Source organism: Streptomyces sp. NPDC046876 (assembly GCF_040645035.1).
Classification (GTDB): Bacteria; Actinomycetota; Actinomycetes; order Streptomycetales; family Streptomycetaceae; genus Streptomyces.
The window spans coordinates 18,749-44,308 of the sequence record NZ_JBEYXK010000043.1; the positions used below are offsets into that span (position 1 = coordinate 18,749).

The 25,560-nt window shown below is 74.7% G+C and carries 20 protein-coding genes; 8 read left to right on the forward strand and 12 right to left on the reverse strand.

All coding sequences use genetic code 11. The features are described from left to right. Positions 1–23: 23 nt before the first annotated feature. The 8 genes from ABZ924_RS22235 to ABZ924_RS22270 all read right to left on the reverse strand — a co-directional run bounded on the left by ABZ924_RS22235 (position 24) and on the right by ABZ924_RS22270 (position 12,359). Positions 24–1,103 carry a Zn-dependent alcohol dehydrogenase gene (locus tag ABZ924_RS22235; RefSeq protein ID WP_361912366.1) on the reverse strand — a complete coding sequence of 360 codons (1,080 nt, stop codon included), beginning with the start codon at positions 1,101–1,103 and terminating at the stop codon, positions 24–26. 32 nt (positions 1,104–1,135) lie between these two features. Continuing rightward, the gene (locus tag ABZ924_RS22240; protein WP_361912369.1) at positions 1,136–2,548 is read right to left on the reverse strand and encodes an aldehyde dehydrogenase family protein; all 1,413 of its coding nucleotides are present in this window, start codon (positions 2,546–2,548) and stop codon (positions 1,136–1,138) included. Between the two features lie 104 nt (positions 2,549–2,652). Then, on the reverse strand, positions 2,653–4,119 hold the full coding sequence (locus tag ABZ924_RS22245; RefSeq protein WP_361912372.1) for a citrate:proton symporter: 1,467 nt from the start codon (positions 4,117–4,119) through the stop codon (positions 2,653–2,655). A gap of 73 nt (positions 4,120–4,192) precedes the next feature. Next, positions 4,193–6,691, reverse strand: coding sequence for a molybdopterin-dependent oxidoreductase (locus ABZ924_RS22250; protein WP_361912375.1), 2,499 nt, complete (start codon positions 6,689–6,691; stop codon positions 4,193–4,195). A 151-nt stretch (positions 6,692–6,842) separates the two neighbouring features. Then, complete coding sequence (locus ABZ924_RS22255; protein WP_361912378.1) at positions 6,843–7,463, reverse strand: TetR/AcrR family transcriptional regulator; 621 nt, start codon at positions 7,461–7,463, stop codon at positions 6,843–6,845. Between the two features lie 35 nt (positions 7,464–7,498). After that, the gene (locus ABZ924_RS22260; protein ID WP_361912426.1) at positions 7,499–8,818 is read right to left on the reverse strand and encodes a hypothetical protein; all 1,320 of its coding nucleotides are present in this window, start codon (positions 8,816–8,818) and stop codon (positions 7,499–7,501) included. A gap of 167 nt (positions 8,819–8,985) precedes the next feature. Further along, a complete protein-coding gene (locus tag ABZ924_RS22265) occupies positions 8,986–9,855 on the reverse strand; it encodes a hypothetical protein (RefSeq protein ID WP_361912381.1) in 870 nt (289 codons plus the stop codon). Positions 9,856–10,088: 233 nt separating this feature from the next. After that, the gene (locus tag ABZ924_RS22270; protein ID WP_361912384.1) at positions 10,089–12,359 is read right to left on the reverse strand and encodes a right-handed parallel beta-helix repeat-containing protein; all 2,271 of its coding nucleotides are present in this window, start codon (positions 12,357–12,359) and stop codon (positions 10,089–10,091) included. Between the two features lie 162 nt (positions 12,360–12,521). Here ABZ924_RS22270 and hmgA point away from each other — a divergent pair, with 162 nt between their 5' ends. Together hmgA and ABZ924_RS22280 are read left to right on the forward strand one after the other, a co-directional pair. Continuing rightward, complete coding sequence (hmgA, locus tag ABZ924_RS22275) at positions 12,522–13,835, forward strand: homogentisate 1,2-dioxygenase (RefSeq protein ID WP_361912387.1); 1,314 nt, start codon at positions 12,522–12,524, stop codon at positions 13,833–13,835. A gap of 67 nt (positions 13,836–13,902) precedes the next feature. Then, entirely contained in the window at positions 13,903–14,652 is a 750-nt protein-coding gene (locus ABZ924_RS22280) for a GntR family transcriptional regulator (RefSeq protein WP_361912389.1), read from the forward strand. 37 nt (positions 14,653–14,689) lie between these two features. Here ABZ924_RS22280 and ABZ924_RS22285 read toward each other — a convergent pair whose 3' ends face one another. Next, a complete protein-coding gene (locus ABZ924_RS22285) occupies positions 14,690–14,854 on the reverse strand; it encodes a hypothetical protein (protein ID WP_361912392.1) in 165 nt (54 codons plus the stop codon). Between the two features lie 182 nt (positions 14,855–15,036). Here ABZ924_RS22285 and ABZ924_RS22290 point away from each other — a divergent pair, with 182 nt between their 5' ends. Further along, positions 15,037–16,185, forward strand: a complete 1,149-nt coding sequence (locus tag ABZ924_RS22290) for a type ISP restriction/modification enzyme (protein WP_361912429.1) — start codon at positions 15,037–15,039, stop codon at positions 16,183–16,185. A 54-nt stretch (positions 16,186–16,239) separates the two neighbouring features. On the opposite strand, the gene ABZ924_RS22295 is transcribed toward ABZ924_RS22290, so the two are convergent. Next, positions 16,240–16,968 carry a TetR/AcrR family transcriptional regulator C-terminal domain-containing protein gene (locus tag ABZ924_RS22295; RefSeq protein WP_361912395.1) on the reverse strand — a complete coding sequence of 243 codons (729 nt, stop codon included), beginning with the start codon at positions 16,966–16,968 and terminating at the stop codon, positions 16,240–16,242. Positions 16,969–17,031: 63 nt separating this feature from the next. On the opposite strand from ABZ924_RS22295, the gene ABZ924_RS22300 reads away from it, so the two are divergent. The 3 genes from ABZ924_RS22300 (at position 17,032) to ABZ924_RS22310 (ending at position 20,339) form a co-directional block, all read left to right on the forward strand. Beyond that, complete coding sequence (locus ABZ924_RS22300) at positions 17,032–18,102, forward strand: ATP-binding cassette domain-containing protein (RefSeq protein ID WP_361912398.1); 1,071 nt, start codon at positions 17,032–17,034, stop codon at positions 18,100–18,102. After that, positions 18,099–18,893, forward strand: coding sequence for an ABC transporter permease (locus ABZ924_RS22305; RefSeq protein ID WP_361912400.1), 795 nt, complete (start codon positions 18,099–18,101; stop codon positions 18,891–18,893). Before ABZ924_RS22300 ends, ABZ924_RS22305 begins: the two co-directional genes overlap by 4 nt. A gap of 228 nt (positions 18,894–19,121) precedes the next feature. After that, a complete protein-coding gene (locus ABZ924_RS22310) occupies positions 19,122–20,339 on the forward strand; it encodes a CaiB/BaiF CoA-transferase family protein (protein WP_361912403.1) in 1,218 nt (405 codons plus the stop codon). Between the two features lie 36 nt (positions 20,340–20,375). On the opposite strand, the gene ABZ924_RS22315 is transcribed toward ABZ924_RS22310, so the two are convergent. Beyond that, positions 20,376–20,645, reverse strand: a complete 270-nt coding sequence (locus tag ABZ924_RS22315; protein WP_078628425.1) for a hypothetical protein — start codon at positions 20,643–20,645, stop codon at positions 20,376–20,378. 293 nt (positions 20,646–20,938) lie between these two features. Between ABZ924_RS22315 and ABZ924_RS22320 the strand changes: the two genes are divergently transcribed. Continuing rightward, the gene (locus tag ABZ924_RS22320) at positions 20,939–22,636 is read left to right on the forward strand and encodes a serine/threonine-protein kinase (RefSeq protein WP_361912432.1); all 1,698 of its coding nucleotides are present in this window, start codon (positions 20,939–20,941) and stop codon (positions 22,634–22,636) included. A gap of 35 nt (positions 22,637–22,671) precedes the next feature. Here ABZ924_RS22320 and ABZ924_RS22325 read toward each other — a convergent pair whose 3' ends face one another. Further along, complete coding sequence (locus ABZ924_RS22325) at positions 22,672–23,493, reverse strand: SGNH/GDSL hydrolase family protein (protein ID WP_361912405.1); 822 nt, start codon at positions 23,491–23,493, stop codon at positions 22,672–22,674. Positions 23,494–23,716: 223 nt separating this feature from the next. On the opposite strand from ABZ924_RS22325, the gene ABZ924_RS22330 reads away from it, so the two are divergent. Then, the gene (locus ABZ924_RS22330) at positions 23,717–24,817 is read left to right on the forward strand and encodes a DUF5925 domain-containing protein (protein ID WP_361912408.1); all 1,101 of its coding nucleotides are present in this window, start codon (positions 23,717–23,719) and stop codon (positions 24,815–24,817) included. The last annotated feature ends 743 nt before the right edge of the window (positions 24,818–25,560 follow it).

Here is a 25,560-nt window from a genome sequence, read left to right on the forward strand (position 1 = left end):
CGACCGGAAGAACCACAGGGGGACTAGAACACGACGAGCGAGCGGCCGCCCTTGCCGGCGAGCATGGCGTCGAAGGCGCCCGGGATCCCGTCGAGGGTGATGCGGTCGGTGACCATCGAGCCGAGGTCGAGGCGGCCGGCGCGGACGTGGTCGGCGAGCACCGGGAGGTCGCGGGCCGGGTCGCTGTTGCCGTAGACGCAGCCGGTGAGGGTGCGGGCGAAGTGGAAGACCTCCAGCGCGTGGAAGGTGACCTGCTGCTCCTTGCCGCCGATGCCGACGACGGTGGTCCGCCCGCCGCGGCGGGTGGAGTCCCAGGCCCCGCGGATGGATTCGGCCCGGCCGACGCACTCGACGGCGACGTCCGCGCCCTGCCCGCCGGTGAGCGCGCGGATCTGCTTGGCGGTGGTGTCGGTGGCGAGGACGAACTCGGTGGCCCCGGCGGCCCGGGCCAGCTCCTCCTTGGCCGGGGAGACGTCCACGGCCACGATCGGTCCGGCCCCGGCGATCCGGGCGGCCTGCAGGGCGGCCAGGCCGACGCCGCCGACGCCGAAGACGGCCACCGACTCCCCGGAGCGGACCCGGGCGCTGTGGTGGACGGCGCCGTAGCCGGTGAGCACGGCGCACCCCAGGAGGGCGGCCTCGTCGAGCGGGATCCCGGCGGGCGCGGGGAGCACGCAGTTCGCGGCGACGACCGTCTCCTCGGCGAACGCGGCCACGTTCAGCCCCGGGTGCAGGGGCGTGCCCTCGGTGTCGTGGGCGTATACCGCCCCGACGCCGGTGAGGGCGTTCGCGCACAGCCACACCTCCCCGATCGAGCAGTGGTGGCACTGACCGCAGGACGGGGACCAGTTGAGGACCACGCCGTCGCCGGGGGCGACGTGGGTGACGCCCTCGCCGACGGCGAGGACCGTCCCAGCGCCCTCGTGGCCGAGGACGGCGGGCACGGGGACCCTCATGGTGCCGTCGGTGAGGGAGAGGTCGGAGTGGCAGACCCCGGCAGCGGCGAGCCGCACCCGGACCTGCCCGGGGCCGGGATCGGGCAGGACGATCTCCCGTATCTCCAGCGGGGCTCCGACGGCGGGCAGGATGGCGGCGCGGACCATGACGACTCCGTCTCTCGGGCTCTTCGCGGGACTCAGAACTGCAGGGACTTGGTCTGGAGGTACTCGGCCAGACCGTGCGGGCCGAGTTCGCGGCCGACGCCCGACTGCTTGTAGCCGCCGAAGGGTGCGAGCGGGTTGAAGCGGCCGCCGTTGATGTCCACCTGGCCGGTGTCCATGCGCCGGGCGAAGGCGACGGCGCTCTCCTCGTCCGCGGCCCAGACGGCACCGCCCAGCCCGTACACGGTGCCGTTGGCGATGCGCAGGGCGTCGTCCTCGTCCTCGTACGGCAGGATCGACAGCACGGGGCCGAAGATCTCCTCCTGGGCGATGGCCATCTCGGGCGTGACGTCGGCGAAGACGGTCGGGGCGATGTAGTAGCCGTACGGGTGCGGGGCCTCGGGGCCGCCGGCGACGACGCGGGCGCCTTCCTCGATGCCCCGGTCGATGTACCCGCGCACGCGGTCGCGCTGCTTGGCGTTGATCACCGGACCGAGGCGGGTGCCCGGGTCGCGGGGGTCGCCGCAGGGGTACTTGGCGACGGCGGCGGCCGCGAGGTAGACGGCCTCCTCGTACTGGTCGCGGTGGACGAGCATCCGCGTGAGCGCGTTGCAGCTCTGGCCGGAGTTGTTCATGACGTGGCCCACGCCGGCCGCGACGGCCTTGGCCAGGTCGGCGCCGGGCAGGATGACGTTGGCCGACTTGCCGCCGAGCTCGAGGGCGACGCGCTTGACGGCGGCGCCGGCCGTGGCGCCGATCTGCCGGCCGACCGCGGTGGAGCCGGTGAAGGAGACGAGGTCGACCCCCTCGTGCGCGGCCAGCGCCTGCCCGGCCACCGGGCCGGTACCGGTGACCAGGTTGAACACTCCGGCCGGGACGCCTGCCTCGTGCACGGCTTCGGCGAAGAGCTGTGCGGTCAGCGGGGTGTCCTCGGCCGGCTTGAGGACGATGGTGCAGCCGGCGGCGAGAGCGGGTGCCACCTTGGCAACGATCTGGTGCAAGGGGTAGTTCCAGGGCGTGATGGCCGCGACGACGCCGACCGGCTCCAGCAGCACGGTGGAGTTCCCGATCCGCTCCTCGAAGGCGTACGAGGCGCCCAGCTCGGCGAACGAGGAGGAGACGGCGATCGGCGCCCCGACGTGGACCATCTCGGAGAAGCCGAGCGGCGAGCCGAGTTCGGCGGTGATGAGCTCGGCGAACTCGCTCTTGCGGGCGACCAGCACATCGCGGATCGCCCCGATCAGGGCGGCCCGCTCGGCCGGGGGCGTGGCCGCCCAGCCGGGGAAGGCCGCACGGGCCGCGCGCACCGCCGCGTCCACGTCCTCGGCGGTGCCGGCCGGGACCCCGCCGATGACCTGCTCGTCGGCCGGGTTCTGCACCTCGATCCGGTCGCGTCCGGCGGCGGGCCGCCACTCGCCGGCGATGTACATCCCGTCGTGGGGCTTCATGGCATTCCTCCCGAGCACGCGCGAGCGCGTAGACCTACCTGACCTCGTGTGGCCACCCTACAAACCGGCGTGGGCGGTTTTCGGTCCACCAGGGTCCGGCGGCATCAGACGATGCCGAAAACCATCCCTGCCCCGAGGACGACGAGGGAGGTCAGGGCCGCCCATTTCACGGTGAAGCGGGTGTGGTCGCCGAACTCGACCCGGGCCATGCCGACCAGGACGTAGACGGCCGGAACCAGCGGGCTGGACATGTGCAGGGCCTGGCCGACGAGCGAGGCTCTGGCGATCTCCAGCGGGGAGACGCCGTGCGCGGCGCCGGCCTCGGCGAGCACCGGCAGCACGCCGAAGTAGAAGCCGTCGTTGGACATGAAGTAGGTGAGCGGCAGGCTGAGCACCCCGGTGACCAGCGCCATGTGCGGGCCCATGCCCTCGGGGATCGCACCGACAAGCCAGTCGGCCATCTGCTTGACCATGCCGGTACCGCTGAGGACACCGGTGAAGACGGCGGCGGCGAAGACCATCCCGGCGACGTTCAGGACGTTGTCCGCGTGGGCGGCGATCCGGGCCTTCTGGTCGGGCATGTGGGGGAAGTTGACGGTGAGGGCGAGGGCGGCGCCGAGCAGGAACAGCACCGGGATCGGCAGCAACTCCATGATCATCGCGGTGAGGAGGACCAGGGTCAGGCCGGCGTTGAACCAGTACAGGTGCGGCCGGAGGGTCGCCCGGTGCGGGTCGAGGCCTTGGAACCCGTCCCCCGGCGGGGCGGTGTCGGCCGCGGGGGCCCCGGAGGCGGTGCCGGTGTCGGCGGCCGTGGCCTCGACCGGGGCCTTCGGGGGTTCCGCGCCGCCGCCGGACCCGGCGGAGCCCTTGCCGGCGGCGACCAGGCGCGCCACGGACTCGGACTCGGCATCTGCCGGGGCTGCGGCTGCCGCCGCGGCTGCGTCCGGCAGGGCGAGCGTGCCGAGCCGGCGGCGCTCCTTCAGGCCGAGGACGTACGCGAGGCCGAAGACGAAGAGCAGACCGACCGCGAGGGCCGGAATCATCGGGACGAAGATGTCGGCGGCGTCGAGCTTGAGGGCGGTGGCGGCGCGGGCGGTCGGACCGCCCCAGGGCAGGGTGTTCATGACGCCGTTGGCGGTGGCGGCGACGCCCGTCATGACCACGAGGCTGAGGCCGAGCCGCTTGTAGAGCGGGTACATCGCCGAAACGGTGATCATGAAGGTGGTGGAGCCGTCGCCGTCGAGGGAGACGACGGCGGCCAGCACCGCGGTGCCGACGACCACCCGCACCGGGTCGGCCTTGCAGAAGCGCAGGATGGCGCGGACGATCGGGTCGAACAGACCGACGTCGATCATCACGCCGAAGTAGACGATGGCGAACATCAGCATGGCGGCGGTCGGCGCGAGCTTTCCGACGCCTTCGATGACGTAGTCACCCAGGTGCGCGCCCTTTCCTGCGAACACGCAGAAGGCCGCCGGGATCAGGACGAGCGCCGCGATGGGCGACATTTTCTTCATCATGATCAGGACCAGGAAGGTGGCGATCATGGCGAAGCCGAGGAAGGTCAGCATGCAGGGAACGTAGGGGTCCGCGCGGCAGCCCAACAAGACGTCCGCGCGTGAGCAATACGAGCAAAACCCCAGCTCAGGGCAGGGGTGTCAGGGCGACGGGGAAGCCGTTGAGCACCGCCGTGCCGGACAGCGGGTCCAGCCGGGAGCCGTCGAGGAGCTGGTTGACGTTGACACCCGGCTCGGCCGCGGCCACCGACAGGCGGGCGCCCTCGCGGTCGTGGCCCCAGCCGTGCGGGAGGCTGACCACGCCGGTGCGCACGCTGTCGGTGACCTCGACCGGGACCTCGAGGCTGCCGCCGTCGGCGGTGACCAGGGCCCGGCCGCCCTCGGTGAGGCCGAGCCGGTCGGCGTCCTGCGGGTTCACCTGGAGGGTGCAGCGGTTGGAACCTCCGGTGAGGGCCGGGACGTTGTGCAACCAGCTGTTGTTGGACCGCAGGTGGCGGCGGCCCACGAGCACCAGGGCGGCGGGGCGGTCGGCGAGCGCCGCGCGCAGCCTGGGGAGCTCGGCCGCGATCGGGTCCGGCAGCAGCTCGATCCTGCCGCTGCGCGTCCTCAGCCCGCCCGGGAGCCGGGGCCGCAGCGGGCCCAGGTCGATGCCGTGCGGCTGCGCGAGCAGCCGCGCCAGACTCAGCCCCCCACCCGCCGCCCCGCCCACGCCCCCGCCCCCGCCGGGGCGCACGTCTGCGCCGGTGCGCAGGTCCGCGTCGGGGCGCACGTCCGCGTCGGGGCGGGCGTCTGCGGGGTGGGGCCGCGCGGCTGCGTCGGCGCGCGCGCCCGCCACGGTGCGCACCTCCGCGCCGCCCTGGACGTCCGCTTCGGGGCGGGCGTCCGCGTGGGGCCGCACCTCCGCGTCGGGCCGCACGTCCGCGTCGGGGCGCGCGGCGCTGCCGGCAGGCCGGCCGGCGGCGCCGAAGAGGTCCCCGTACGGGCCGAGTCGGAGCATCAGGTCGAGCCGCCGCTCCGGGCCGCTCTCGCCGGTGAGCAGGCCGGCGAGGCGGGTCGGGTCCTGCCCGTGCAGGGGTGAGTGCGGGTCGGCGGTCTCCTTGGCGAGGGCGGCGAGGATCACGGGCTCGTCGACGGCCGCCGCGGCGTCGGGGACGGCGGCGCCGTGCAGGCCCGCGACGGCGAGGACGAGCCGGGCGTGGATCTCGCACTCGTCGAGCAGCCCCGCCTCCAGCGGTACGGCGCGGCGGGTGTAGCGCGCCTGGTTGCGGATGGCGAACCCGTTGAAGGCGAAGTCGTGGTGGGGGCTCTGGGCGGGCGGCGGGGGCGGCAGGACGACGTGGGCGTGGCGCGAGGTCTCGTTGAGGTACGGGTCGACGCTGACCATGAAGTCGAGCCCGGCCAGGGCCGCGTCGAGGCGCCGGCCGTCGGGGGCGGACAGCACCGGGTTCGCGGCGATGGCGACGAGGGCGCGGATCCGGCCGTCCCCCGGCGTCTCGATCTCCTCGGCCAGGGCGGCGATGGGCAGTTCGGCCTTGGCCTCGGGGTGGCCGCTGACCCGGCTGCTCCAGCGGCCGAGGGTGAAGCCCTTGCCCGGGCCCGCGGGGCGTGGCCGCGGGCCGGCGGCCGGGAGCGGGAACAGGGCGCCGCCGGGGCGGTCGAGGTTGCCGGTGAGGACGTTCAGCACGTCGACCAGCCAGCTGGCGAGCGTGCCGTACTCGACGGTGCAGCTGCCGATCCGCCCGTAGACGGCAGCGGTGGGCGCGGCCGCCAGGTCGCGGGCGAGGGTGCGGATCTCGGCGGCCGTGAGGTCGCAGGCGGGGGCCACGGCCTCAGGAGTGAAACTCCCGAGGGCCACGGCGAGTTCCCGGAGCCCGAGGAGGTGTTCGGCGAGCTCTCCGGGGGCGGCGAGCCGCTCGGCGAGCAGGGTGTGGGCGAGAGCGGCGAGCAGCAGGGCGTCACTGCCGGGGCGCGGCGCGAGGTGCCGGTCGGCGAGGCGGGCGGTGCGGGTGCGGCGCGGATCGACGACGACGAGGGTGCCGCCGCGGGCGCGCAGCGCCTTGAGCCGGCCCGGGAAGTCGGGGGCGGTGCACAGGGAGCCGTTGGACTCGACCGGGTTGGCGCCTACCAGCAGCAGGAAGTCGGTGCGGTCGAGGTCGGGGACCGGGATGGCGAAGGGGTCGCCGAAGAGGAGCCCGCTGGAGACGTGCTTGGGCATCTGGTCGAGGGTGCTGGCGGTGAAGAGGTTGCGCGTGCCGAGGGTCTTCAGGAGCAGCGGCGGGTAGAGGGCCCCGGCCATGGTGTGGGTGTTCGGATTGCCGAGGACGACGCCGACGCTCTGGGCCCCGTACTCCCGGACGAGGGCGGGGATCGCGGTGGCGACGGCCTCGTAGGCCTCGGCCCAGGTCGCCTCGCGCAGCCGGCCGCCCCGGCGGACGAGGGGGGTGCGCAGCCGGTCGGGGTCGGCGTCGAGGGCGCCGAAGGCCGCGCCTTTGGGACAGATGAAGCCGCGGCTGAACACGTCGTCGCGGTCTCCGCGGGCGCCGGTGACGGTACTGCCCTCGACGGTGAGGGTGAGGCCGCAGGTGGCTTCGCAGAGGGGGCAGATGCGCAGGGCGGTGCGGGGCATGGGCTCTCCCGGGGGCAGCGGGCTGCAGCCCGTGGCACGCAGCACGCGGGCGGCAAGAGCATACCGACCAGTACGCATGCTGGGGAGGCCCCGGCGGCCCCGGACCGGAAACGGGCGGCGGCCCGTGCAGCGGAGGGGAAGCTCCTGACCGTCAGTCGAGGACGCCGGCGAGGTAGGCGTGCATCATCGCCCGGATCTCGGCCACGATCGCGGGATCGCCCGCCGGGTCGCTGCGGAAGGCCAGCTTGGTGAGCGCGTCGGTGGCCTCGACGGCCACGAGGACCGCCCGCTCCAGGTCGGCGTCCGGGGTCAGGCCGAGGTGGGCGCCGAGCAGCTCGGTGAGGCGTACGGCGACGTGCCGGTTGGGGTCGGCGTCCGGCCCCTCCTCGGGCGGAGCGGGCACCCCGAAGTCGACGAGCGCGAAGCCGGGGACGGTCCGCTTCATGGCGAGGTACTCGTCCAGCACGGCGTCGACCACGGGCCGCCAGTCGGCGCCCGGCAGTTCGGCGAGGCGGTCCGCGATGCCCTCGGTGTAGCGGTCCAGGTTGCGGTGGGCGAGGGCGATGGTCATGGCGCGCTTGTTGCCGAAGAAGCGGTAGACCGAGCCGATCGGCACTCCGGCGCGCAGGGCCACGGCGCGGGTGCTGAGGTTCTCGTAGCCGGTCTCGTCCAGGAGTGCGGCGCAGGCGTCGAGGATCCGGGCGAGCCGGTCGGCACTGCGCTGCTGGACGGGCGTACGGCGCAGGGGATGGGTGGGGGGCACGGGGTCCATGATGCCGCTCCGGGCGCGCGGGGACAGCAGCGGTCTCAGTTCAGGAGGAGGGCGAGGCCGCCGAGGGTGTACGTGATCATCAGCGCGAGCAGCGGCAGCTGTCCGGCGACGGCCCGGTCGGGCGGGAAGAGGCGGACGGACCGGTCGTGGGCGGCGATCACACCGAGTACGTGGCCGGCGACGACGGCGATGACCTGGAGGGCGGCGAGACCGCCGGATCCCAAGGGGGGCACGGGTTCTGGGGCATTGTCAGTGCCCAGTGCGATGCTTACTGTGCGTGGTCCTTCGGTGACGAGAAGGGAGAAGTAGTGAGCGGTGAGATAGCCGAGCGCGATCGGCACGAGTGAGTGCGCGAAGGCGGTCAGCGGGCGGGGGTGCGGGCCGCTGACCAGACGGGTGGCCGCGGCGCACAGGCAGTACAGGGTCGCGACGAGGGCGATGGAGGCCAGGAGGCCGAGGGTGGCCGTCGGGGTGCGGCCGAGGGGGGAGGTCTGCAGGGTGCCGATCCAGGAAGGGTTGTCGCTGAAGCCGTCGTAGGCGGTGGAGCCGAGCAGGACGCAGACGGTGGCGACGAGTCCGGGCCGCTCGGGCGTCGCGTCGAGTCCGTGGAAGGGGTTGCGCAGTACGAGGCGGCCGTCGGCGCGCCGGCCGAGCGGGGAGAGCCGGGCCAGCAGGGCGGAGTACGCCTCGAAGGGGTCTCCGCCGGCGAACCAGCGCTCGCCGAAGCGGGCGGCGAGGGCGAGTTGGCAGGCGGTGTGGAGGGCGAGAGCGGACAGAAGGGTGGTGGTGGATGCGGGATCGGGGGCGACGAGTTCGAGCCAGGTGAAGCCGAACAGTCCGGCGGCGGCGGGCCATTGGCCGAGCCGTGCGGGGAGCGGGCCGGGTCGGCGGCGCCGGGTGCGGGGCAGCAGGCGGTGCAGCGCGCGATGCAGCGCCCGGTGCAGGGTCCGCAGCGGGTTGAGGAGCCCCCAGACGGGGCCGAGGAGGAGGGAGGCGGGCACGAGGCCGACCCAGAACAGGACGTAGACGGCGCCGGGGCCGGGGTTGCGGGCGGGGTCGTCGGGACCGAGAAGGAGGGAGCCGACGAGTGCGAGGAAGGCGGTGAGGCCGAGCCCGCGCAGGGCGGCGCGGGTGACGGGAGCGTCGGCGGCCCGCTGGAGGCCGGCGGGCAGGGCGAGGCCCGACCGGTCTCCGCGGAACCGGGACGCGGACCACAGCAGGGCGAGGGCGAGGAAGGAGACGAACAGTGCGGTGAAGGCGCCGGCGAATGCGTAGAAGGGAGAGACCGGCAGATCGTGCTGGGAGCCGATCCCGTGCGCGAGCGCGGTGAGCGGGTCGGCCGGGTGAAGGACCACGCCCTGGCCGCCGCCACCGGTGCCCACGCCGGGACCGGGGCCGAGCACGGGGCCGGGGCCGACGGCGGGACCGTGTGCGAGCGCGGGAACGGGGAGGGTCGCAGCGGCCGGCAGGGGTCCGGCGAGCGCCTCGAGCGGCACCGCCTGCCCTGTCGGCGTCGGCGGGGTCATCGGACGAGGAGCTGGGTCAGGACGAGGCGGGAGGTGTGGGTCTCGACCTCGAAGAGGCCGGTGCGGTCGGCCGTCAGGACCAGGGTGGCCTCCTGGCCTGCCGGCAGGGCGAGTTCCTTGTCGTAGCCGTGGACGTGCAGGGTGTCCGCGCGGTCGCTGGTGACGCGCAGGGCGATGCGCTCGCCGCGCTTGAGCTCGGTGCGGCCGGGCGCGGGGCTGACCCTGCCGTCCCGGACGGTAATGGTGACCGTGCGGTCGGCCCCGGCCTGCGGGGGCCCGTCGGACGGGGCCGGGCCGGCCGGGGGTGCGGCGTGGTCGTGGCCGCCGGCGGACGCGCCCGGTGCGGCGGCGGTGAGCGGGGCCGTGCCCTCGACGGGCTTTCCGGCGACGGCCCAGGCGGTGTGGTCATCGGCGTAGAGGCGGACGGTCAGGGTGTGCGCGCCCTCGGGGACCTGCGCGGCAGGCAGGTGGAACCAGGGGCCGTACAGCCGGGCCAGTTTGCGGCCGTCCAGCTCCAGGTGGGCGTGGCCGGCGCCGGGGAGGGCGGCGCCGCCGGTGCTGTCGGGGGTGAACCGGAAGTGCTCCACCGCCAGTTGCAGGTTCCAGCCGTCCTCGGAGTCGGGGTGGACCGTGACCCGTACCTGCGGTGCGCCCTCGGCGGGCACCTCGCGCAGCCGGTGGCCGTTGCCGTCCTGCGCGTCGAGCAGGGTGCCGACGCTGCCGGTGGCCTGCTCGTGGCTGGTGCCGGGCTTGTGGTGGGTCGTGGGCCGCCCGCCGCAGCCCGTCGCCGCGCCGCCCGCGAGCAGCAGGACGGCGGCGAGGAGGGCGGCGGTGCGCAGGCGGCTGCCCTGCCGGGCGGCGGTCACTGCCGTCCCTGCGGGCGCTGCCGTCCCTGCGGGTGCCGTTGTCCCTGCGGGTGCTGCCGTCCCTGCGGGTGCTGCTGTCCCTGCGGGTGCTGCCGTCCCTGGGGTTGCTGCCGCCCCTGCAGTTGCTGCCGCCCCTGCAGTTGCTGCGGTTGCTGCGGTTGCTGCAGTCACCTCGGGCCTCCTGTCGTCGGGTGGGCCGCTGCATCCCGCCGGGCCCGCGGAGGGTGCCCGGGTCATGTTCCGGGGGGCGGGGTCGGGGCTGCCGTGGCTTCGACGACCGGGCCGGCGGGGGTGGGCACGGGGGCCCGGTCGCCGGCGGGGTCGCCGCCCGGGCCGTCGAGACCGGCCGGGGTCGGGCCCGGGCGGGCCGAGGCGACGACCGCCCACAGCGCCCAGACCACGGCGACCAGGGCGCGGGGCCAAGCGGGGCCGACGGGCGTCCAGGGGAGCATCAGGACGCCCTTGTCGAAGGCGTCGAGCAGGGTCAGGGCCGCCAGGAGCAGGGTCAGCCGCGCCAGCCAGGGGCGGTCGGCCCGCAGGGCGAGGCCCGCGCCCGTCCACCACAGGCCCAGCAGGAGCAGGGCCAGCGCCGGGACGGCGGTGGGGGTGAGCGGCAGGGTGGAGCCGGCCACGTCGAGGGCCAGCCCGGCCACGCCCAGCAGCGTCGCCGCCGTGCCCAGGCGGGAGCGGCGCAGGCGGCGCCACCACAGCACCCCGCCGACCAGGAGCAGCACCGCCGCCACCGCCAGGGCGATCTGGGTCTCGACGCGGGCCGTGCCGCGCGCCCCGTACCAGTCGCAGCCGGCCGGGAGCCGGCGCGCCTGGACGTTGTAGTCGGCGCAGACGAGGAGCTGGGCGAGTTTCACCGGCTCGCCGACCAGGCGGGCCGAGCCGCCCGACACCGCGCCCCGGCGCTCCCCGCACTGCGGGAGGGCGCCCGGGGTGGAGCCGTCGGGTCCGGACTGCCAGCAGTTGCCGCGGCCCTGGCCGTCCCACCAGACGTCCATCCCGTTGGGGCGGGAGGTGCCGGACCTGTCGCGGCCGAGGACGTTGTCGGCGTACCGGTTGTGGTGGGAGGTGTCGGCCTGCTTGGACCAGGCCTTCTCGCCGCGGATGAAGGCCGGCACGGCGGAGAGGAAGAAGCCGGCGCGCCGGTGTCCGTACACCCAGTTGTGCTCGTAGACGTTCCAGTTGCCGCCGGCGGTGATGATGCCGGTGCCGGGCGGCATGGAGATCTGCGGGCAGACCACGCCCTGTTCGTAGCCGCGCTCGATCGGCGGTTTGGCGCAGGTGCCGTCGGCGACGTGGTGGTAGTAGTCGGCGTTGTTGTCGTGGATCAGGTTCCGCTCGAACCGGGCGTGGTTCTGCGGGAGCCCGGGGTGGCCGGGGAAGGCGCTGTCCATGGAGGCGCCGCCCATGTTCTGGTCGAACTCGTTGTCGTGGACCCAGACCGAGTCTCCGGCGGTGCCCGAGTAGCCGACCATGTTGTGGTGGCTGCGGCAGCCGGTGATCTCGATGGAGTGGCGGGGCACGTCGTAGCCGCGGCCGTCGTTGATGTCGGAGGCGCTGCCCGGGTAGATGCCGGAGTCGCCGTTGCCGTACGACTCGCAGTTCTTGTACAGCCCGTGGTCGCTGGCGAAGGTGAGGAAGCCGTACTCGTCGTTCCAGCGGGTCAGCACGTCGTCGATGACGAAGCCGTCGCCGGCGAGTACGTACAGGGAGTTGAAGGTGGTGCGCTGGGCGGTGAAGTTGCGGAAGTAGATGCCGTTGGACTTGTCGGCACGGATGGCGTTCAGCTTCTGGTACTTCGCGTCGATGACCACGTCGAGGCGGGAGGCGCCCGTGCCCTCGATCTGCAGGTTCGTCTTGCCGAGGATCGCGACGAGGTTCTGGTTGTGCCGGCACTGCACCTGCTGCTCGTAGGACAGGATCTGGTAGCCGAGCGCGGAGTTCGGGGCCTTCAGCGCGGCGCACTCCCCCGTCGGCTTCGGCAGTGACGGCTCCTCCTCGTACAGGCCGGGGAGGATCGCGATGTTCATGCCGGGCCGGTCCACGGCGTCGACGGCCTCCTGCAGGTGCCGGTAGCCGCTCTTCTCGCACCGCTCGTACAGGGCCAGGTTGCGCTGCCGCAGCGCTTCGGGGAAGGCGGAGATCCGGCGTTCGAAGGCGGGCCGGTCGGTCTTGCAGACCAGCAGGTCGGGCTCGGCCTGCCGGTACTGCGGTACGGAGCCGGAGCCGTCGGGGAGGGCCACGGGGCGCTCCTCGTGCGCACGCGCGGCGGGCGCGGCGGCGAGGAGGGCGCCGAGGGCGAGGAGGGCGGCGACGGCGGCGAGGAGCGCCGTCGGCGCGGAGGGGGGCCGCCGGAGCCTGCGGGTCCGGGGGCTCCGCAGGGTCCATGGGGTCCGGGTCCACGACGCCCACGACGCCCCCGACGCCCCCGACGCCCACGACGTCCACGCCCACGACGTCCACAAGGTCCACGAGGTCCGCGAGGTCCACGACATGCGCGAGAGAGTAGAGCAATGTTCATCTTTTGGGACCCCCCGCGACGCACCCAATCCGGCCGCACCGCACCGCCCCGCCCCCGGCTCCGGACCGCCATTGACGCGCGCGCCGCGGAATCCTACTGTCGGCCATAGGATTCCTTCGACAGAGCGGAAGCACCCATGAGCGAGCAGGCCAGGAAGACGGCCGAGGCCCTGGAGTACCTCACCGGCTTCGGCAACGAGCACAGCTCGGAGGCCGTCCCCGGCGCACTCCCCCACGGCCGCAACTCGCCCCAGCGCGCCCCCCTCGGCCTGTACGCGGAGCAGCTCAGCGGCAGCGCGTTCACCGAGCCCCGCAGCCACAACCGCCGCTCCTGGCTGTACCGGATCCGTCCTTCCGCCGCCCACCCGCGGTTCACCCGCACCGGCAACGGCGCCCTGCGCACCGCGCCGTTCACCGACGCCGAGGCCGACCCCAACCGCCTGCGCTGGAACCCGCTGCCCGCCCCGGCCCCCGGCACCGACTTCCTGGCCGGCCTGTGGACGCTCGGCGGCAACGGCGACGCCACCCAGCGCACCGGCATGGCCATCCACCTCTACGCCGCCAACGCCGACATGACCGACCGGGTGTTCAGCGACTCCGACGGCGAGCTGCTGATCGTCCCCGAGCGCGGCGGCCTGCTGCTGCGCACCGAGCTCGGCCTGCTCGCCGCCCGCCCCGGCGAGGTCGCCCTGATCCCGCGCGGCGTCCGCTTCCGCGTCGAGCTGCTCGACGACGACGCGCGCGGGTACGTCTGCGAGAACTACGGCCAGCCGTTCGAGCTGCCGAACCTCGGCCCCATCGGCGCCAACGGCCTGGCCAACGCCCGCGACTTCCGGGCACCGGTGGCGGCGTACGAGGACGAGGACCGCCCGACCGAGGTGGTCAACAAGTTCTGCGGCAACCTGTGGTCCGCCACCTACGACCACTCCCCGCTGGACGTGGTGGCCTGGTACGGCACGCACACCCCTTACGTCTACGACCTGCGCCGTTTCAACGTCCTGGGCTCCATCAGCTACGACCACCCGGACCCGTCGATCTTCACGGTGCTGACCTCGCCCTCCGACACTCCGGGGCTGGCGGGCGTGGACTTCGTGGTCTTCGCGCCGCGCTGGCTGGTCGGCGAGGACACCTTCCGCCCGCCGTACTTCCACCGCAACGTGATGAGCGAGTACATGGGCCTGATCGAGGGCGCGTACGACGCCAAGGCCGAGGGGTTCGTCCCGGGCGGCGGCTCCCTGCACAACATGATGTCCGCGCACGGACCGGATCGGGAGACCTTCGACCGCGCCAGCGCCGCCGAGCTGAAGCCGCAGAAGATCGACGACGGCCTGGCCTTCATGTTCGAGACCCGCTGGCCGATCACTACCACCGCCCAGGCGGCCGGCGCCGAGCACCTCCAGCAGGGCTATGACGACGTCTGGCAGGGTCTGGAGCGTCACTTCCGCGCCTAAGATGCTCCCCCGGCCACCGCCGGGAGGGGCTGCGGGCCCCACACCTCGTCCCTACGGAGAACCACCCGTGACCGCCTTCGCCCCCGATTCGCTGGTGCTCAACCGGAAGCTGCCGCTCTGGTACCAGGTGTCGCAGTCGCTGCGCGCCTCGATACTGGGCCGCACGCCGGACGCCTCGCTGCGCCTGCCCACGGAGGAGCAGCTCGCCGAGCACTACGGGGTGAGCGTGCTGACCATGCGGCAGGCGCTCAAGGAGCTGGAGGGCGAGGGGCTGATCAGCCGGCACCGGCGGCGCGGCACGTTCATCGAGCCGGGCGCGCGGCGCAGCGCGCCGGTCCGGCTGCTGGGCTCGGTCGACGCGATCGTGGCGCAGCAGTCGGGCGACCGTACGACGGTGCTCGGGCACGCGCGCACGGCCGTGTCCGGGGAGCTGCTGGAGCACTTCCCGGACACGGCCGAGGTGGTCACGTACCGGCGCCTGCGCCATGACGGCGAGAGCGGCGAGCCGACCAACTGGGCGGAGAACGCGGTCCGTCCGGAGATCGCGGACAAGGTCGACCTGGACGACCTGGCGCGCTGGCCGATGACGAAGGTGCTGCGGGACGTGGTCGGGGTGCGGATCAGCCGGATCACGGACACGGTCGAGGCGCGGCTCGCCGACCCGGAGACGGCGGAGCTGCTGCAGGTGCCGCTGCTGAGCCCGATCCTGCACTACACGGGCGTCACGTACGACGAGGACGGCCGGGTCGTGGACGTGGCGCGGATCCGGTACCGGGGCGACCGGTTCTCCTTCACGGTGACCGTCGACGCCCACTGAGGGCCGGCGGCCGCCCTGCTGCTCGTCGTCCTCGGCCCTACTTCTCGTCGTCCTCGGCGCTGCGCTCTCCCTCCGCCTGCGAGGGGGTGGTGCGCTGGGTCTGGGGGTGGTGGGCCGCCCTCTTCTCCTTCTCGTCCATGTCCTCGTCGAGCCGCTCGCCTTCGGCCTGCGACGGAGTCGAGTATTCGTCGTACTGACTCATGACCACTCCTCGGCTCTTCGGAGCTCTTCGGAAGGCGCACATGCGGACCTTCCGTACATAAGGAGCGTAACGCTTCGGTCCGGACACAGCCGTGCGGGCCGCGGCGGCCTCCGGAGCCCGTCGCTACCATCTGCCGGGTGAGCCCTGACCAACCGCTGCCGGCCCCGCTGCTGGACGAGCTGATGCCCTGGGCCGAGAGCGGCCCGCGCCTGGGCCGCGACTGGGTCGCCGCCCCCGATCCGGCGACCCTGCGCACCCGCTGGGCGGTCCTGGCCGGCGCCGAAGCCGGGGAGCAGGAGCGGCTGTTCCGGCCGACCCGGACCCGGTCGGCCACCGCCGGGGCGGCCGCGCTGCCCGGCCAGCGCTCCGCCTCCACCTCCGGCTTCGCCGACGCGCCCGGCCCCTGCCCGGAGCCCGTACGGGTGCTGCGCGCCCCCTTCGACGAGCAGTGGCTGCTGCCCGACCAACGGCTGATCGACACCGCCCGACCGCAGCTGTGGCGGGTCCGGGACGGGCACCAGCTCTTCGCGGTCGAGGCCCCGGGCGCGGGCCTGCTGGTCACCGCACACCTGCCGGTCGGCCGGGTCGGCAGGATCCGCCCGCTGTACCGCCGTCCCGGCGGGGCCGAGCCGAACCTCGCGCCGGGCCTGCCGGCGCTGCTGGCCGAGCGCTACGGCGCCCCGGTCGCCCCGCGGGACGTGCTGTGCTGGATCCTCGCCGCGGGCCGGCCGGGCACGCGGGGGTACGAGGTCCCGCTCACGGCGGATCCCGAGGTCTGGCGGGCCGGGGTGGAGCTGGGCCGGCGGCTGCTCGCGGTCCAGTTGCGCGGCGGGCCCGGGGGCGAGGCGCCGCGGCTGCCGGGCGGGCGCCGTCCGTACGTCCGCTCCGCGGTAACGGCCTGGCCCGGCGCGCTGGGCTACGACCCGGAGACCGAGACGCTGGGCCTCGGGGCGGGCACGGTCTCGCCGGTGCCGCGGGAGGCCTGGGAGTACGAGGTGCAGGGCGGGACCCGGGTGCTGCAGGCCTGGTTCGCGGCCCGCTGCGCGCACCGGGACCCGCAGGCCGAGGGGCTGGACGCGCTGGGCCCGGCCGAGTGGCCGCAGGCCTGGACCTCCGAGCTGCTGGCCCTGGTGACCACGCTCGCCCTGCTGGCCGGGCTGGCCGGGGAGCGGGCGGCCTTCGCGGCCGGGCCGCTGCCGGCGCGCGCCGGGCTGACGCGCGCCGGGCTGGCGGCCGCCGGGGTGCTGCCGGTGCCGCCCCGGTCGCGCCGCCCGGCGTCGGTGCTGGACCACCGGGAGGAGGGTCCGGGCGGGCAGTTCGCCCTGCTCTGACAGGCCGCCGGGCCTCCCGCGGTCCGTGGGCCCGGCCACCTCGGCCCTGCTCCCTCAGGCCCGGTCCCAGGCATCCAGCAGCCGCGTCACCGTGCGGTCGAAGACGGCGGCCATGTCGGCGGTCGCCTCGGCCACCGGGTGGCTGTCGGCGAGGGCCTCCGCGAGCCGCGGGTAGGCGCCGCTCGCCAGGCGGGAGCCGAGCCAGGCCATCCGTACGCCCTCCTCGGCGGCCTCGCTCCACGGCAGCGAGCGGGCCCGCTCGGCGAGGGCGAGCTCGTTCGCCACGAAGGTCGCCGCCGTCCCGTTGACCGCGGCGACGAGCTCCAGCTTCTCGCCGCCGGACACCTCCAGCGGGGCCAGGCAGTCCAGGCTGTGCTCCAGGTAGCGCAGGGCGTGGGGGCTGAAGCCGTACACCGGTGACAGCAGCCTGGGCAGCCACGGGTGGCGGTGCATCAGCTCCCGCGTCTGCCGGGCCAGGGCCAGCAGGTCGGCCCGCCAGTCCCCGGTCGGCGGGCTCAGCTCGTACTCGCCGCTGACCGCGTCGACCATCAGCTCGTACAGGTCCTCCTTGCGCGGCACGTAGTTGTACAGGGACATCGTCCCGGCGCCGATCCCGGCCGCCACCCGCCGCATGGAGACGGCGTCGATCCCCTCCGCGTCGGCGATCCGCACCGCCTCGGCCGCGATCGAGCCGCGGGTGTGCGCGGGCCGCGGGCCGCGGCCGGCGCGCTGCGGGCGGGCCCAGATCACCTCGGGTTCAGCGGGTCGCCCGCTGGCTGTCATCGGTCATCACCTCGCCACCATCCTAGTTACGTACACCGTACGTAATGCGCTAGGGTGCCGCCCATGACAACTACTACGTACGCTGTACTTAGTGAGGGGCTCGAGAAGCGCTTCGGCGAGGTGCACGCCCTGCGCGGCCTCGACCTCGCGGTCCCCGAGGGAACGGTCTGCGGCCTCCTCGGCCCCAACGGCGCGGGCAAGACCACCGCCGTCCGCATCCTCACCACGCTCACCCGGCCCTCCGCAGGCCGCGCCCTGGTCGCCGGACACGACGTCGTGCGCGCCGGGGAGGCCGTCCGCCGGGCCATCGGGGTCACCGGGCAGTACGCCTCGGTCGACGGGGACCTGACGGGCCGGGAGAACCTGCGCCTGTTCGCCCGGCTCGCCGGACTGCGCGGCGCGCGGGGGCGGACCCGCGCCGACGAACTGCTGGACCGCTTCGGGCTGGACGAGGCGGCCGACCGGGTGGCCTCCACCTGGTCCGGCGGCATGCGCCGGCGCCTGGACCTGGCCGCCGGGCTGATCACCCGGCCCCGGGTGCTCTTCCTCGACGAACCGACCACCGGCCTCGACCCGGCGGCCCGCGAGCACATCTGGACCGCGGTGCGGGCCCTCGCCGACGAGGGGACGACGGTCCTGCTCACCACGCAGTACCTGGAGGAGGCCGACCGCCTCGCCGACGACATCGTGGTCGTCGACCGCGGCCGGGCAGCCGCCACGGGCACCCCGGCCGAGCTCAAGGCCCGGATCGGCGCCCATGCGGAGGTCACCGTCGCCGAGACCCCCGCGCTCGCGGGCGCGGCCGTGGTCCTCGACCAGCTCACGGGCGGGCGGCCCGTGCTCGACGCGGAGCGGCTGACCGCCGGGGTCACCGTCCTGGACCCGGCACTGACCCTGCCCCGGATCATCCGCGCCCTCGACACCGCCGGGATCCCGGTCACCGACGCGAGCCTGCGCGCGCCCACCCTCGACGAGGTGTTCCTGCGCCTGACCCGCGTCCGGGAGGCCGGCCCCGGAGGCAGCGGCACCGGCAGCACTGATGCCGGCGTCGGCGCCGGCGCCGACGACCGCACCGGACCCCACGACGCCCCGGGCGCGTCCGCGCCCCGCACCGCGAAGGAGCCCGCCGCATGAGCGCCACCGCCCTGCTGTCGGACGGCGCCGCCGTCCTCACCCGCCAGCTCCAGAAGGCCCGGCACGCGCCCGCGCTACTGGTCCTCACCCAGACCATGCCGATCATGATGCTGCTGTTCTTCGGCTACGTGTTCGGCAGCGCGCTCGCCATGCCGGGCTCGGAGTACCGCGAGTTCCTGGTGCCCGGGCTGCTGGCCGCGACCGCCGCGAACGGGCTGATGACCGGCATGTTCACGGCCGCGCAGGACGCCCACCGCGGAGTGATGGACCGTTTCCGCACGCTCCCGATGAGCCGCGCCGCGGTGCCGCTCGGGCAGACGGCCGCCGATCTGCTGACCACGGCGGTGTCGCTGGTGCCGCTGATGCTGGTGGGCCTCGCCATGGGCTGGCGGATCGAGAACGGGCTGCCGGGCGCGCTCGGGGCGCTGGGCGTGCTGATGCTCTTCCGGTTCGCGACCGCCTGGGTGGGGACGTACCTCGGCCTGCTCAGCAAGAGCGAGGAGGCGGCCGGGCAACTCGGCAGCTCCACCTTCGTCCTGCCGATGCTGTCCAGCGCGTACCTGCCGACCGCCGGACTGCCCGGCTGGCTGCGCACGGTCGCGGAATGGAACCCGATCAGCTCGGTCGCGACCGCGGTGCGGTCGCTGTGCGGGAACGCGGGCGGCGAGGCCGCGGCGGGAGCCGCCTGGCCTGCGGCCCACCCCGTCGCGGGCGCCGTCGCCTGGTCGCTGCTCCTGCTGGTCCTCTTCGCCCCGCCGGCCACGCGCCGCTTCGCACGCGGCCGGGACTGACGGGCCGGCGCCGCCGAGGGAGGCAAGCCGCCGAGGGACGTACGCCACCGAGAGGGACGTGCGCCACTGAGGGGCCCGGCGCCGGTGACGGGCCCGGCGCCGGTGACGGGCCCGGCGCCTGATACGGGCCCGACGCTGCGGCCGGGGCACGGGAAAAAACGTGCGAAACGCCGGATACCGGCACCGGACCCGGTGACAGGGCCGGGTCCGAGCCGGTAGGCAGGCCCCATGGCACCTGACACGCACCCGCAGCCCGTGGATCCGCTGCCCCTCGAAGGGGTCACCGTCGTCGCCGTCGAGCAGGCGGTCTCGGCGCCGTTCGCCACCCGGCAGCTCGCCGACCTCGGCGCCCGGGTGGTGAAGGTGGAGCGGCCCGACGGCGGCGACTTCGCCCGCGCCTACGACACGGCCGCGGGCGGGCTCGCCTCGCACTTCGTGTGGGCCAACCGCGGCAAGGAGTCGATCGCGCTGGACCTGAAGGACCCGCGCGGCCTGGAGATCCTGCACGGCCTCCTCGACGGCGCGGACGTGTTCGTGCAGAACCTCGCCCACGGCGCCGCCGCCCGCCTCGGCCTGGACTCGGCCGCGCTGTGCGCGCGCTACCCGCGGCTGGTCGCCGTGGACGTCTCCGGCTACGGCTCGCAGGGCCCGTACGCCCACAAGCGCGCCTACGACATGCTCGTGCAGTGCGAGGCGGGCCTGGTCTCGGTGACGGGCACGCCCGAGCAGCCGGTCAAGGCGGGCATCCCGGCCGCGGACATCGCGGCGGCCATGTACGCCTTCTCGGGCGTCCTCGCGGCGCTGGTGCGGCGCGGGGTCACCGGGCGCGGGGGCCGCGTGGAGGTCTCCATGCTCGACGCGCTCGCGGAGTGGATGGGGCACCCGCTGCACCACACGATGCACGGTGGCCGCCAGCCCGCGCGCACGGGCCTCGCGCACGCGGTGATCGCCCCCTACGACGCCTACCCGACGGCGGACGGCGACCGGGTGCTGCTGTCCGTTCAGAACGACCGCGAATGGCGGCGGCTCGCCGAACAGGTTCTGGATCGGCCGGAGTTGGCCGAGGACCCGGCGTACGCGACGAACGCGGCGCGCACCCGCGGCCGGGAGAAGACCGACGCCGTGGTGGCCGAGGCGCTGGCCCGGCTCGACGCCGGCGAGGCGATCGGGCGGCTGGAGGCGGCGGGTATCGCCTGCGCCCGCCTGAACTCGGTGGACCAACTCGCACGGCACCCGCAGCTGGCGGCGCGCGACCGCTGGCGGGAGGTGGGATCACCGGCCGGTCCGCTGCGGGCGCTGCTGCCGCCGATCGGACTGCCGGGAGGCGCTGCACCGCACATGGGCGCGGTGCCGGCGCTCGGCGAACACACCGAGGCCCTGCTGCGCGCCCTGGGGATGACGGGCGCGCAGATCACGACACTGCGCCGGGAAGGTGTGGTTGCGTAGGGCCGGGGCGAAACTTCTCGGGGTCGGGGACAGTTCTTACGAACGGCGGCTGCCGAAGAGCGAGCGACGCAGCCGGCGCAGCGGCGCGAAGAGCGACACGCGCGCGCTCCGGCTCCGCAGACGGTGCGTGTGGTCGCGGGACGTGAGTTCGCGCATCAGCAGGGTCGCCTCGGCGGTCTCGCGGTGCGGGACGGCAGGCCCGCCGAGCACGGCGAGGTGGCGGTCGAGGCGCGAGCTGGTCGCACTGCTGCCGCAGGTGATGGCAGGCACGCGTGGCGGCCTGCTGCGCATTGCTATCTGTTCCATGATCTCTCCCCACCCGTACGAGGGCACCCGGCCCGGGCAGGGTAACCCTATCGCCCCCGCTACGTCCTCGGGTATCCCGGTGGTGTGAATTACCCCTATGTGGACGGGGAGTTGACGATTACTCAGCGGAGTCGACGGTTACTCTCCGCACGCACGGCGGCTCCTGAGGGGGTTTCAGGGAAGTCGGCGGGCGAGTCCCGTCGCGGCGGGGGCCGGGCGGCGCGCACTGCGCTAACTTGGAGTGACCGCCCGATGACGCATGGACTCACCTGGGGGCTCGCGTGACTGACAGCATGGGCGGGACGGACGCGGAGGAGGGCTCCGGCCGCGTCGTCTCGGGCCGGTACCGACTGCTCGGCCTGCTGGGCCGGGGCGGCATGGGCATCGTGTGGCGGGCCCGGGACGAGGTCCTGGCCCGCGAGGTGGCCGTCAAGGAGGTACGGGCCCCGGCCGGGCTGGACGGCGCCGAGGTCGGGCGGATGTACCGCCGGCTCGAACGGGAGGCCTGGGCGGCGGCCCGCGTCTCGCACCGCGGGGTCGTCACGGTCTACGACGTGGTCACCGAGGAGGGCCGGCCCTGGATCGTGATGGAGCTGGTCCGCGGCCTGTCGCTGGCCGAGGTCCTGGAGGCGGAGGGCCCGCTGACCCCGCAGCGGGCCGCGCACCTCGGCGAGCAGGTCCTGGCCGCGCTGCGGGCGGCGCACGAGGCGGGTGTGCTGCACCGGGACGTCAAGCCCGCCAACGTACTGCTGGCCAACGACGGCCGGGTGGTGCTGAGCGACTTCGGGATCGCCCGCCTGGAGGGCTCCTCGGCGCTCACGATGACGGGCGAGGTGGTGGGCTCCCCCGAGTTCCTCGCGCCGGAGCGGGCGCTCGGGCGGGAGCCGGGTCCCGCCTCCGACCTGTGGTCGCTCGGGGTGCTGCTGTACGCCGCCGTGGAGGGCGTCCCGCCGTTCCGGCAGGACACGCCGCTGGCCACGCTGCGGGCCGTGGTGGACGAGGAGTTGCCGCCGCCGCGCCGGGCCGGGCCGCTGGTGCCCGTACTGGAGGGGCTGCTGCGCAAGGACCCCGACGACCGGCTCCCGGCGGCGGAGGCGGCCCGGATGCTGCGGATCATCGGGGCGGGCGGGACCGTACGGGATCCGGGCGGGCCGGTGTCGGGGGCGCAGGCGCCGACGGCCGTCGCGGGGGCGAGGGCGACACCCCCGCTGCCCATGCCGGTGCCGGTGTCCGGGACCGCACCGCTGCCCGGGCCCGGCGCGGCCGGTGCGGCTCCGGCGGCCGGCCCGGGCGGTCCGGGAGGCTCGGGGCGTGCCGGGGCGGTGCTGACCGCCGGGGTCGTGGCGCTGCTGCTGGCGGTCGGGATCCTGGTCTGGCTGCTGTTCAAGGACGGCTGGGGTGCGGCCGGGAACGGGTCGGGCGGGCACGCGGGCGGTTCTGCCACCTCGGCCTCCGCTCCGGCCTCGGCCTCGGCGGGGCAGTCGGGGGGCCAGGCGTCCTCGTCCGCCTCGGCCGCGGCGTCCCCTTCGGCCTCGGCCTCGGCCTCGGCGTCGGCCGCGCCGCACGTCACGGTGGCCGTGCACGCCGTACGGGCCGACTACCGCGGGAGCTGTCCACCGGCCGCCTCGCGGGCGCCGGCCTTCACCGGGACCGTCCAGGTGGACCGCGGGCCCGCCGCGCTGGAGTACCGGTGGGCGACCCGCAGCGGCGTCGCCGGCTCCGGCACCGGCTGGCAGTCCGTCACCTTCGGGGCGGACGGGCCCGCGAGCCGGGAGCTGGAGCACACCGCGCTCACGTACTACCCGGCGGCGACCTTCGAGGACGCGGTCCGGCTGGAGGTGCGCGGGGCGGCGCAGGCGGCGTCCGCATGGGTGGAGTACTCCGTGACCTGCGAGAAGGAGACCCCGACGGGCGGGGCCTCCTCCCCCGGTGCGAGCGGTTCGCCGGCCGCCACGGTGTCACCGTCGCCGGCCGCGGAGCCGGCGCCGTGACGGCCGCGCTGTGACGGCCGTACGGACGGAGCCGGTCAGGCCGCGCCGGTGAAGACGGGCAGGTAGCCGCCGGACTGCCCGGCGGCGGTGGGGTGGTACGACTCGCCGATGTTGGCCCAGTTGACGCTGTGCAGCCACGGGCTGGCGGAGCAGATCTCGTGGCCGGTGAAGGCCCCGGCGACCGAGGCGAAGGTGAAGCCGTGGTCGGCGGCGCGCTTGGCGATGGCGGCGTTCAGGTAGTCGGCCGCACCGTTGATGGCGGAGCGCTCGCCCTCGGTGAGGCCGGCGATGCAGGAGCCGTTCAGCTTGTAGAAGCGGGGGTAGCCGAGGACGACGACGTGGGCGCCGGGCGCGCGGCCGCGGATGGCGTCGTAGACCTGGTCGAGCTGGCCGGGGAGGGTGGTGTCGACGTAGGCCTTGGCCTGGTTGACGCGGCTGATGCAGGAGGACTCGGACTGGAGCACACAGGTCGTCATGACGTCGGAGAACCCGGCGTCGTTGCCGCCGATGGTGATGCTGACCAGGTCGGTGCCGGAGTTCAGCGGGCCGAGCTGGCCGGAGAGCACGTCACCGGTGCGGGCGCCCGAGCAGGCGGTGAAGGCGAAGGTCTGGGGGCTGTGGGCGGCCGCCCACAGGGCGGGGTAGGCGCGCGAGGTGCGCTTGCAGGCGCCGCTCGCGCTGTCGTAGTTGCCGGCGCCGACGCCGGAGGAGTACGAGTCGCCGAGGGCGACGTAGCCGAAGTCGGCCGTGGCGGCGGCCGCTTGTCCCGCGCCGAACAGGGCGGCGCCGGCGGCGAGTAACAGGGAGGAGGTCCAGGCGGCGATGCGTGGCAGGCGGCGCAGGCGTCGCAGAGGCATGTGCGGCTCCGTGGGGGGAGGGTGGGGGTTACTCAGGAGTTGGGTGGCTCCTGAGTACGTGGTACAAGCAGCGGGGATGCGCTGGAAGTGTCCATGCCAAGGATGTTCGGGGCAGACTTGCGCCCGGAATCTTCACGGCCACCGCGTTTGAAGGGGGAACCCGGGCACCCGATCCGGGGAAACACGGGTGCACGGGGCCACTTCGTGCCGGATCATGGGCGCCATGTCAGCCAACCCGCAGGACGCACTGCCGATCCGGCTCAATGTCGACGACAGCGATTCACCTTCGGACGTCGTGGACGCGCTGTTCCTCGGTCGGTTCGCGTCCGGCGAGCAGCCGTACTCGCGCAGCGTCACCATCGAGCGGGTCAAGCCGGAGGCGACCCTGCTGCCCGCCCGGGCCACCGTGCTGCGCTCCGCCCGCGACTCCGACCGCAGCGCCGTCCTCGCGGAGGGCGAGGGCTGGACGGTGCTCGTCTCCCGCTGGAGCCGGGGCGCGGACGTGACCGTCACGGCGGTCAGCGACGAGCTCGCCGCCGGAGTGCTCGGCGAGGCCACCGACGGGGCGCAGGACGAGCCGGAACCGCAGCCGGAGAACGTCACGATGGGGTTCTGGTACGTGTCCCCGCGGCGCGGGCCGTACCGGACCACCCGTCAGATCACCGCCGGCACCTGGGCGGAGGTGCGGCCCAACTACACCGCGCCGGTGGCCGGGGCGATGGACCGGCTGATGAAGATCACCCCGGACGACATCGCGGGGCGGCTCCTGCTGCTGCACGGGCCGCCGGGCACGGGGAAGACCTCCGCGCTGCGGACGCTGGCCCGGTCCTGGCGGGACTGGTGCCAGGTGGACTGCGTCCTGGACCCGGAGCGGCTGTTCAACGACGTGGGCTACCTGATGGACATCGCGATCGGCGAGGACGAGGGCACCGCGAAGGGGCGGTGGCGGCTGCTGCTGCTGGAGGACTGCGACGAGCTGATCCGCGGCGAGGCCCGCCACACCGCGGGCCAGGCGCTGTCACGGCTGCTGAACCTGACGGACGGCCTGCTGGGCCAGGGCCGCAACGTCCTGGTCGGCGTGACGACCAACGAAGACCTGGAGCGGCTGCACCCGGCGGTGGTCCGGCCCGGGCGCTGCCTGGCCCGCATCGAGGTCGGCCGGCTGACGCACCGGGAGGCGGTGGAGTGGCTCGGCACCGAGGAGGGCGTCTCCCGCGAAGGCGCCACCCTGGCCGAACTGTTCGCCCTGCGCCGCGGCACGACCGGCCCGTCGCCCCTGCTCCCGCCCCAACCCACCGACCCGGAGGCGGGCCTGTACCTCTGACGCGGCGCTCGCGCCCCGGCCCCCTCCGCCGGCCCCCCGCTGCCCGGAACCGGCACGCCCCCTGTCCCCCGCTGCGCGAGCCGGCACGGTCCCGTCGACGCGCCCCCTGTCCCCCGCTGCGCGAGCCGGCACGGTCCCGTCGACGCGCCCCGTCCCCCGCTGCGCGGAGCTCCTCCCCGCCCCACCCTTTCGCCGTATCCCGGACCTCCGCCCCGGACCCGGGCCGCCTCAAACGCCGGCGGGGCTGGGGCGCCGACGGGGGCTGGGGGCGATGGGGCTAGGGGCCCGCGGGGCTGGAAGTCCCGGGCGCTCCGCGCCCGGTGCGCTCAAACGCCGCGCGGGCTGGATTGTGCCACTGCGCGTCAATTCCAGACCCACCCGGCGGAACCCCAGCCCGCACGGCGGCAATCCAGACCCACCCGGCGGGAAATCCAGCCCCGACCGGCAGAAATCCAGCCGCGACCGGCGAGAATCCAGACTCACCCGGCGACAATCCAGCCCGCCCGGCGGGAAATCCAGCCCGCCCGGCGGGAAATCCAGCCTCGCCGGCGTTTGAGGCGCGGGGTCCGGGGCGGAGCCCCGATCTTTGAGCCGCGCCGGCGTTTGAGGCGGAGCGGGGGCCGGGGCCGCAGGACCCGCCCGCGGCGAAGCCGCTATCCGACACAGCGGGAAGGGGCGGGGAGGGGACACGCTCCACGCAGCGGCAGCCCCGAGCCGGCGCCGACGAGAATGGAGACGGCTCA

Bases quoted from the DNA above. Each gene is read 5' to 3' on its own strand.
- ABZ924_RS22235 (WP_361912366.1), bottom strand. From the start codon at position 1,103: ATGGTCCGCGCCGCCATCCTGCCCGCCGTCGGAGCCCCGCTGGAGATA.
- ABZ924_RS22240 (WP_361912369.1), bottom strand. From the start codon at position 2,548: ATGAAGCCCCACGACGGGATGTACATCGCCGGCGAGTGGCGGCCCGCC.
- ABZ924_RS22245 (WP_361912372.1), bottom strand. From the start codon at position 4,119: ATGCTGACCTTCCTCGGCTTCGCCATGATCGCCACCTTCCTGGTCCTG.
- ABZ924_RS22250 (WP_361912375.1), bottom strand. From the start codon at position 6,691: ATGCCCCGCACCGCCCTGCGCATCTGCCCCCTCTGCGAAGCCACCTGC.
- ABZ924_RS22255 (WP_361912378.1), bottom strand. From the start codon at position 7,463: ATGGACCCCGTGCCCCCCACCCATCCCCTGCGCCGTACGCCCGTCCAG.
- ABZ924_RS22270 (WP_361912384.1), bottom strand. From the start codon at position 12,359: ATGTCGTGGACCTCGCGGACCTCGTGGACCTTGTGGACGTCGTGGGCG.
- hmgA (WP_361912387.1), top strand. From the start codon at position 12,522: ATGAGCGAGCAGGCCAGGAAGACGGCCGAGGCCCTGGAGTACCTCACC.
- ABZ924_RS22285 (WP_361912392.1), bottom strand. From the start codon at position 14,854: ATGAGTCAGTACGACGAATACTCGACTCCGTCGCAGGCCGAAGGCGAG.
- ABZ924_RS22290 (WP_361912429.1), top strand. From the start codon at position 15,037: ATGCCCTGGGCCGAGAGCGGCCCGCGCCTGGGCCGCGACTGGGTCGCC.
- ABZ924_RS22295 (WP_361912395.1), bottom strand. From the start codon at position 16,968: ATGACAGCCAGCGGGCGACCCGCTGAACCCGAGGTGATCTGGGCCCGC.
- ABZ924_RS22300 (WP_361912398.1), top strand. From the start codon at position 17,032: ATGACAACTACTACGTACGCTGTACTTAGTGAGGGGCTCGAGAAGCGC.
- ABZ924_RS22305 (WP_361912400.1), top strand. From the start codon at position 18,099: ATGAGCGCCACCGCCCTGCTGTCGGACGGCGCCGCCGTCCTCACCCGC.
- ABZ924_RS22310 (WP_361912403.1), top strand. From the start codon at position 19,122: ATGGCACCTGACACGCACCCGCAGCCCGTGGATCCGCTGCCCCTCGAA.
- ABZ924_RS22315 (WP_078628425.1), bottom strand. From the start codon at position 20,645: ATGGAACAGATAGCAATGCGCAGCAGGCCGCCACGCGTGCCTGCCATC.
- ABZ924_RS22320 (WP_361912432.1), top strand. From the start codon at position 20,939: ATGGGCGGGACGGACGCGGAGGAGGGCTCCGGCCGCGTCGTCTCGGGC.
- ABZ924_RS22325 (WP_361912405.1), bottom strand. From the start codon at position 23,493: ATGCCTCTGCGACGCCTGCGCCGCCTGCCACGCATCGCCGCCTGGACC.
- ABZ924_RS22330 (WP_361912408.1), top strand. From the start codon at position 23,717: ATGTCAGCCAACCCGCAGGACGCACTGCCGATCCGGCTCAATGTCGAC.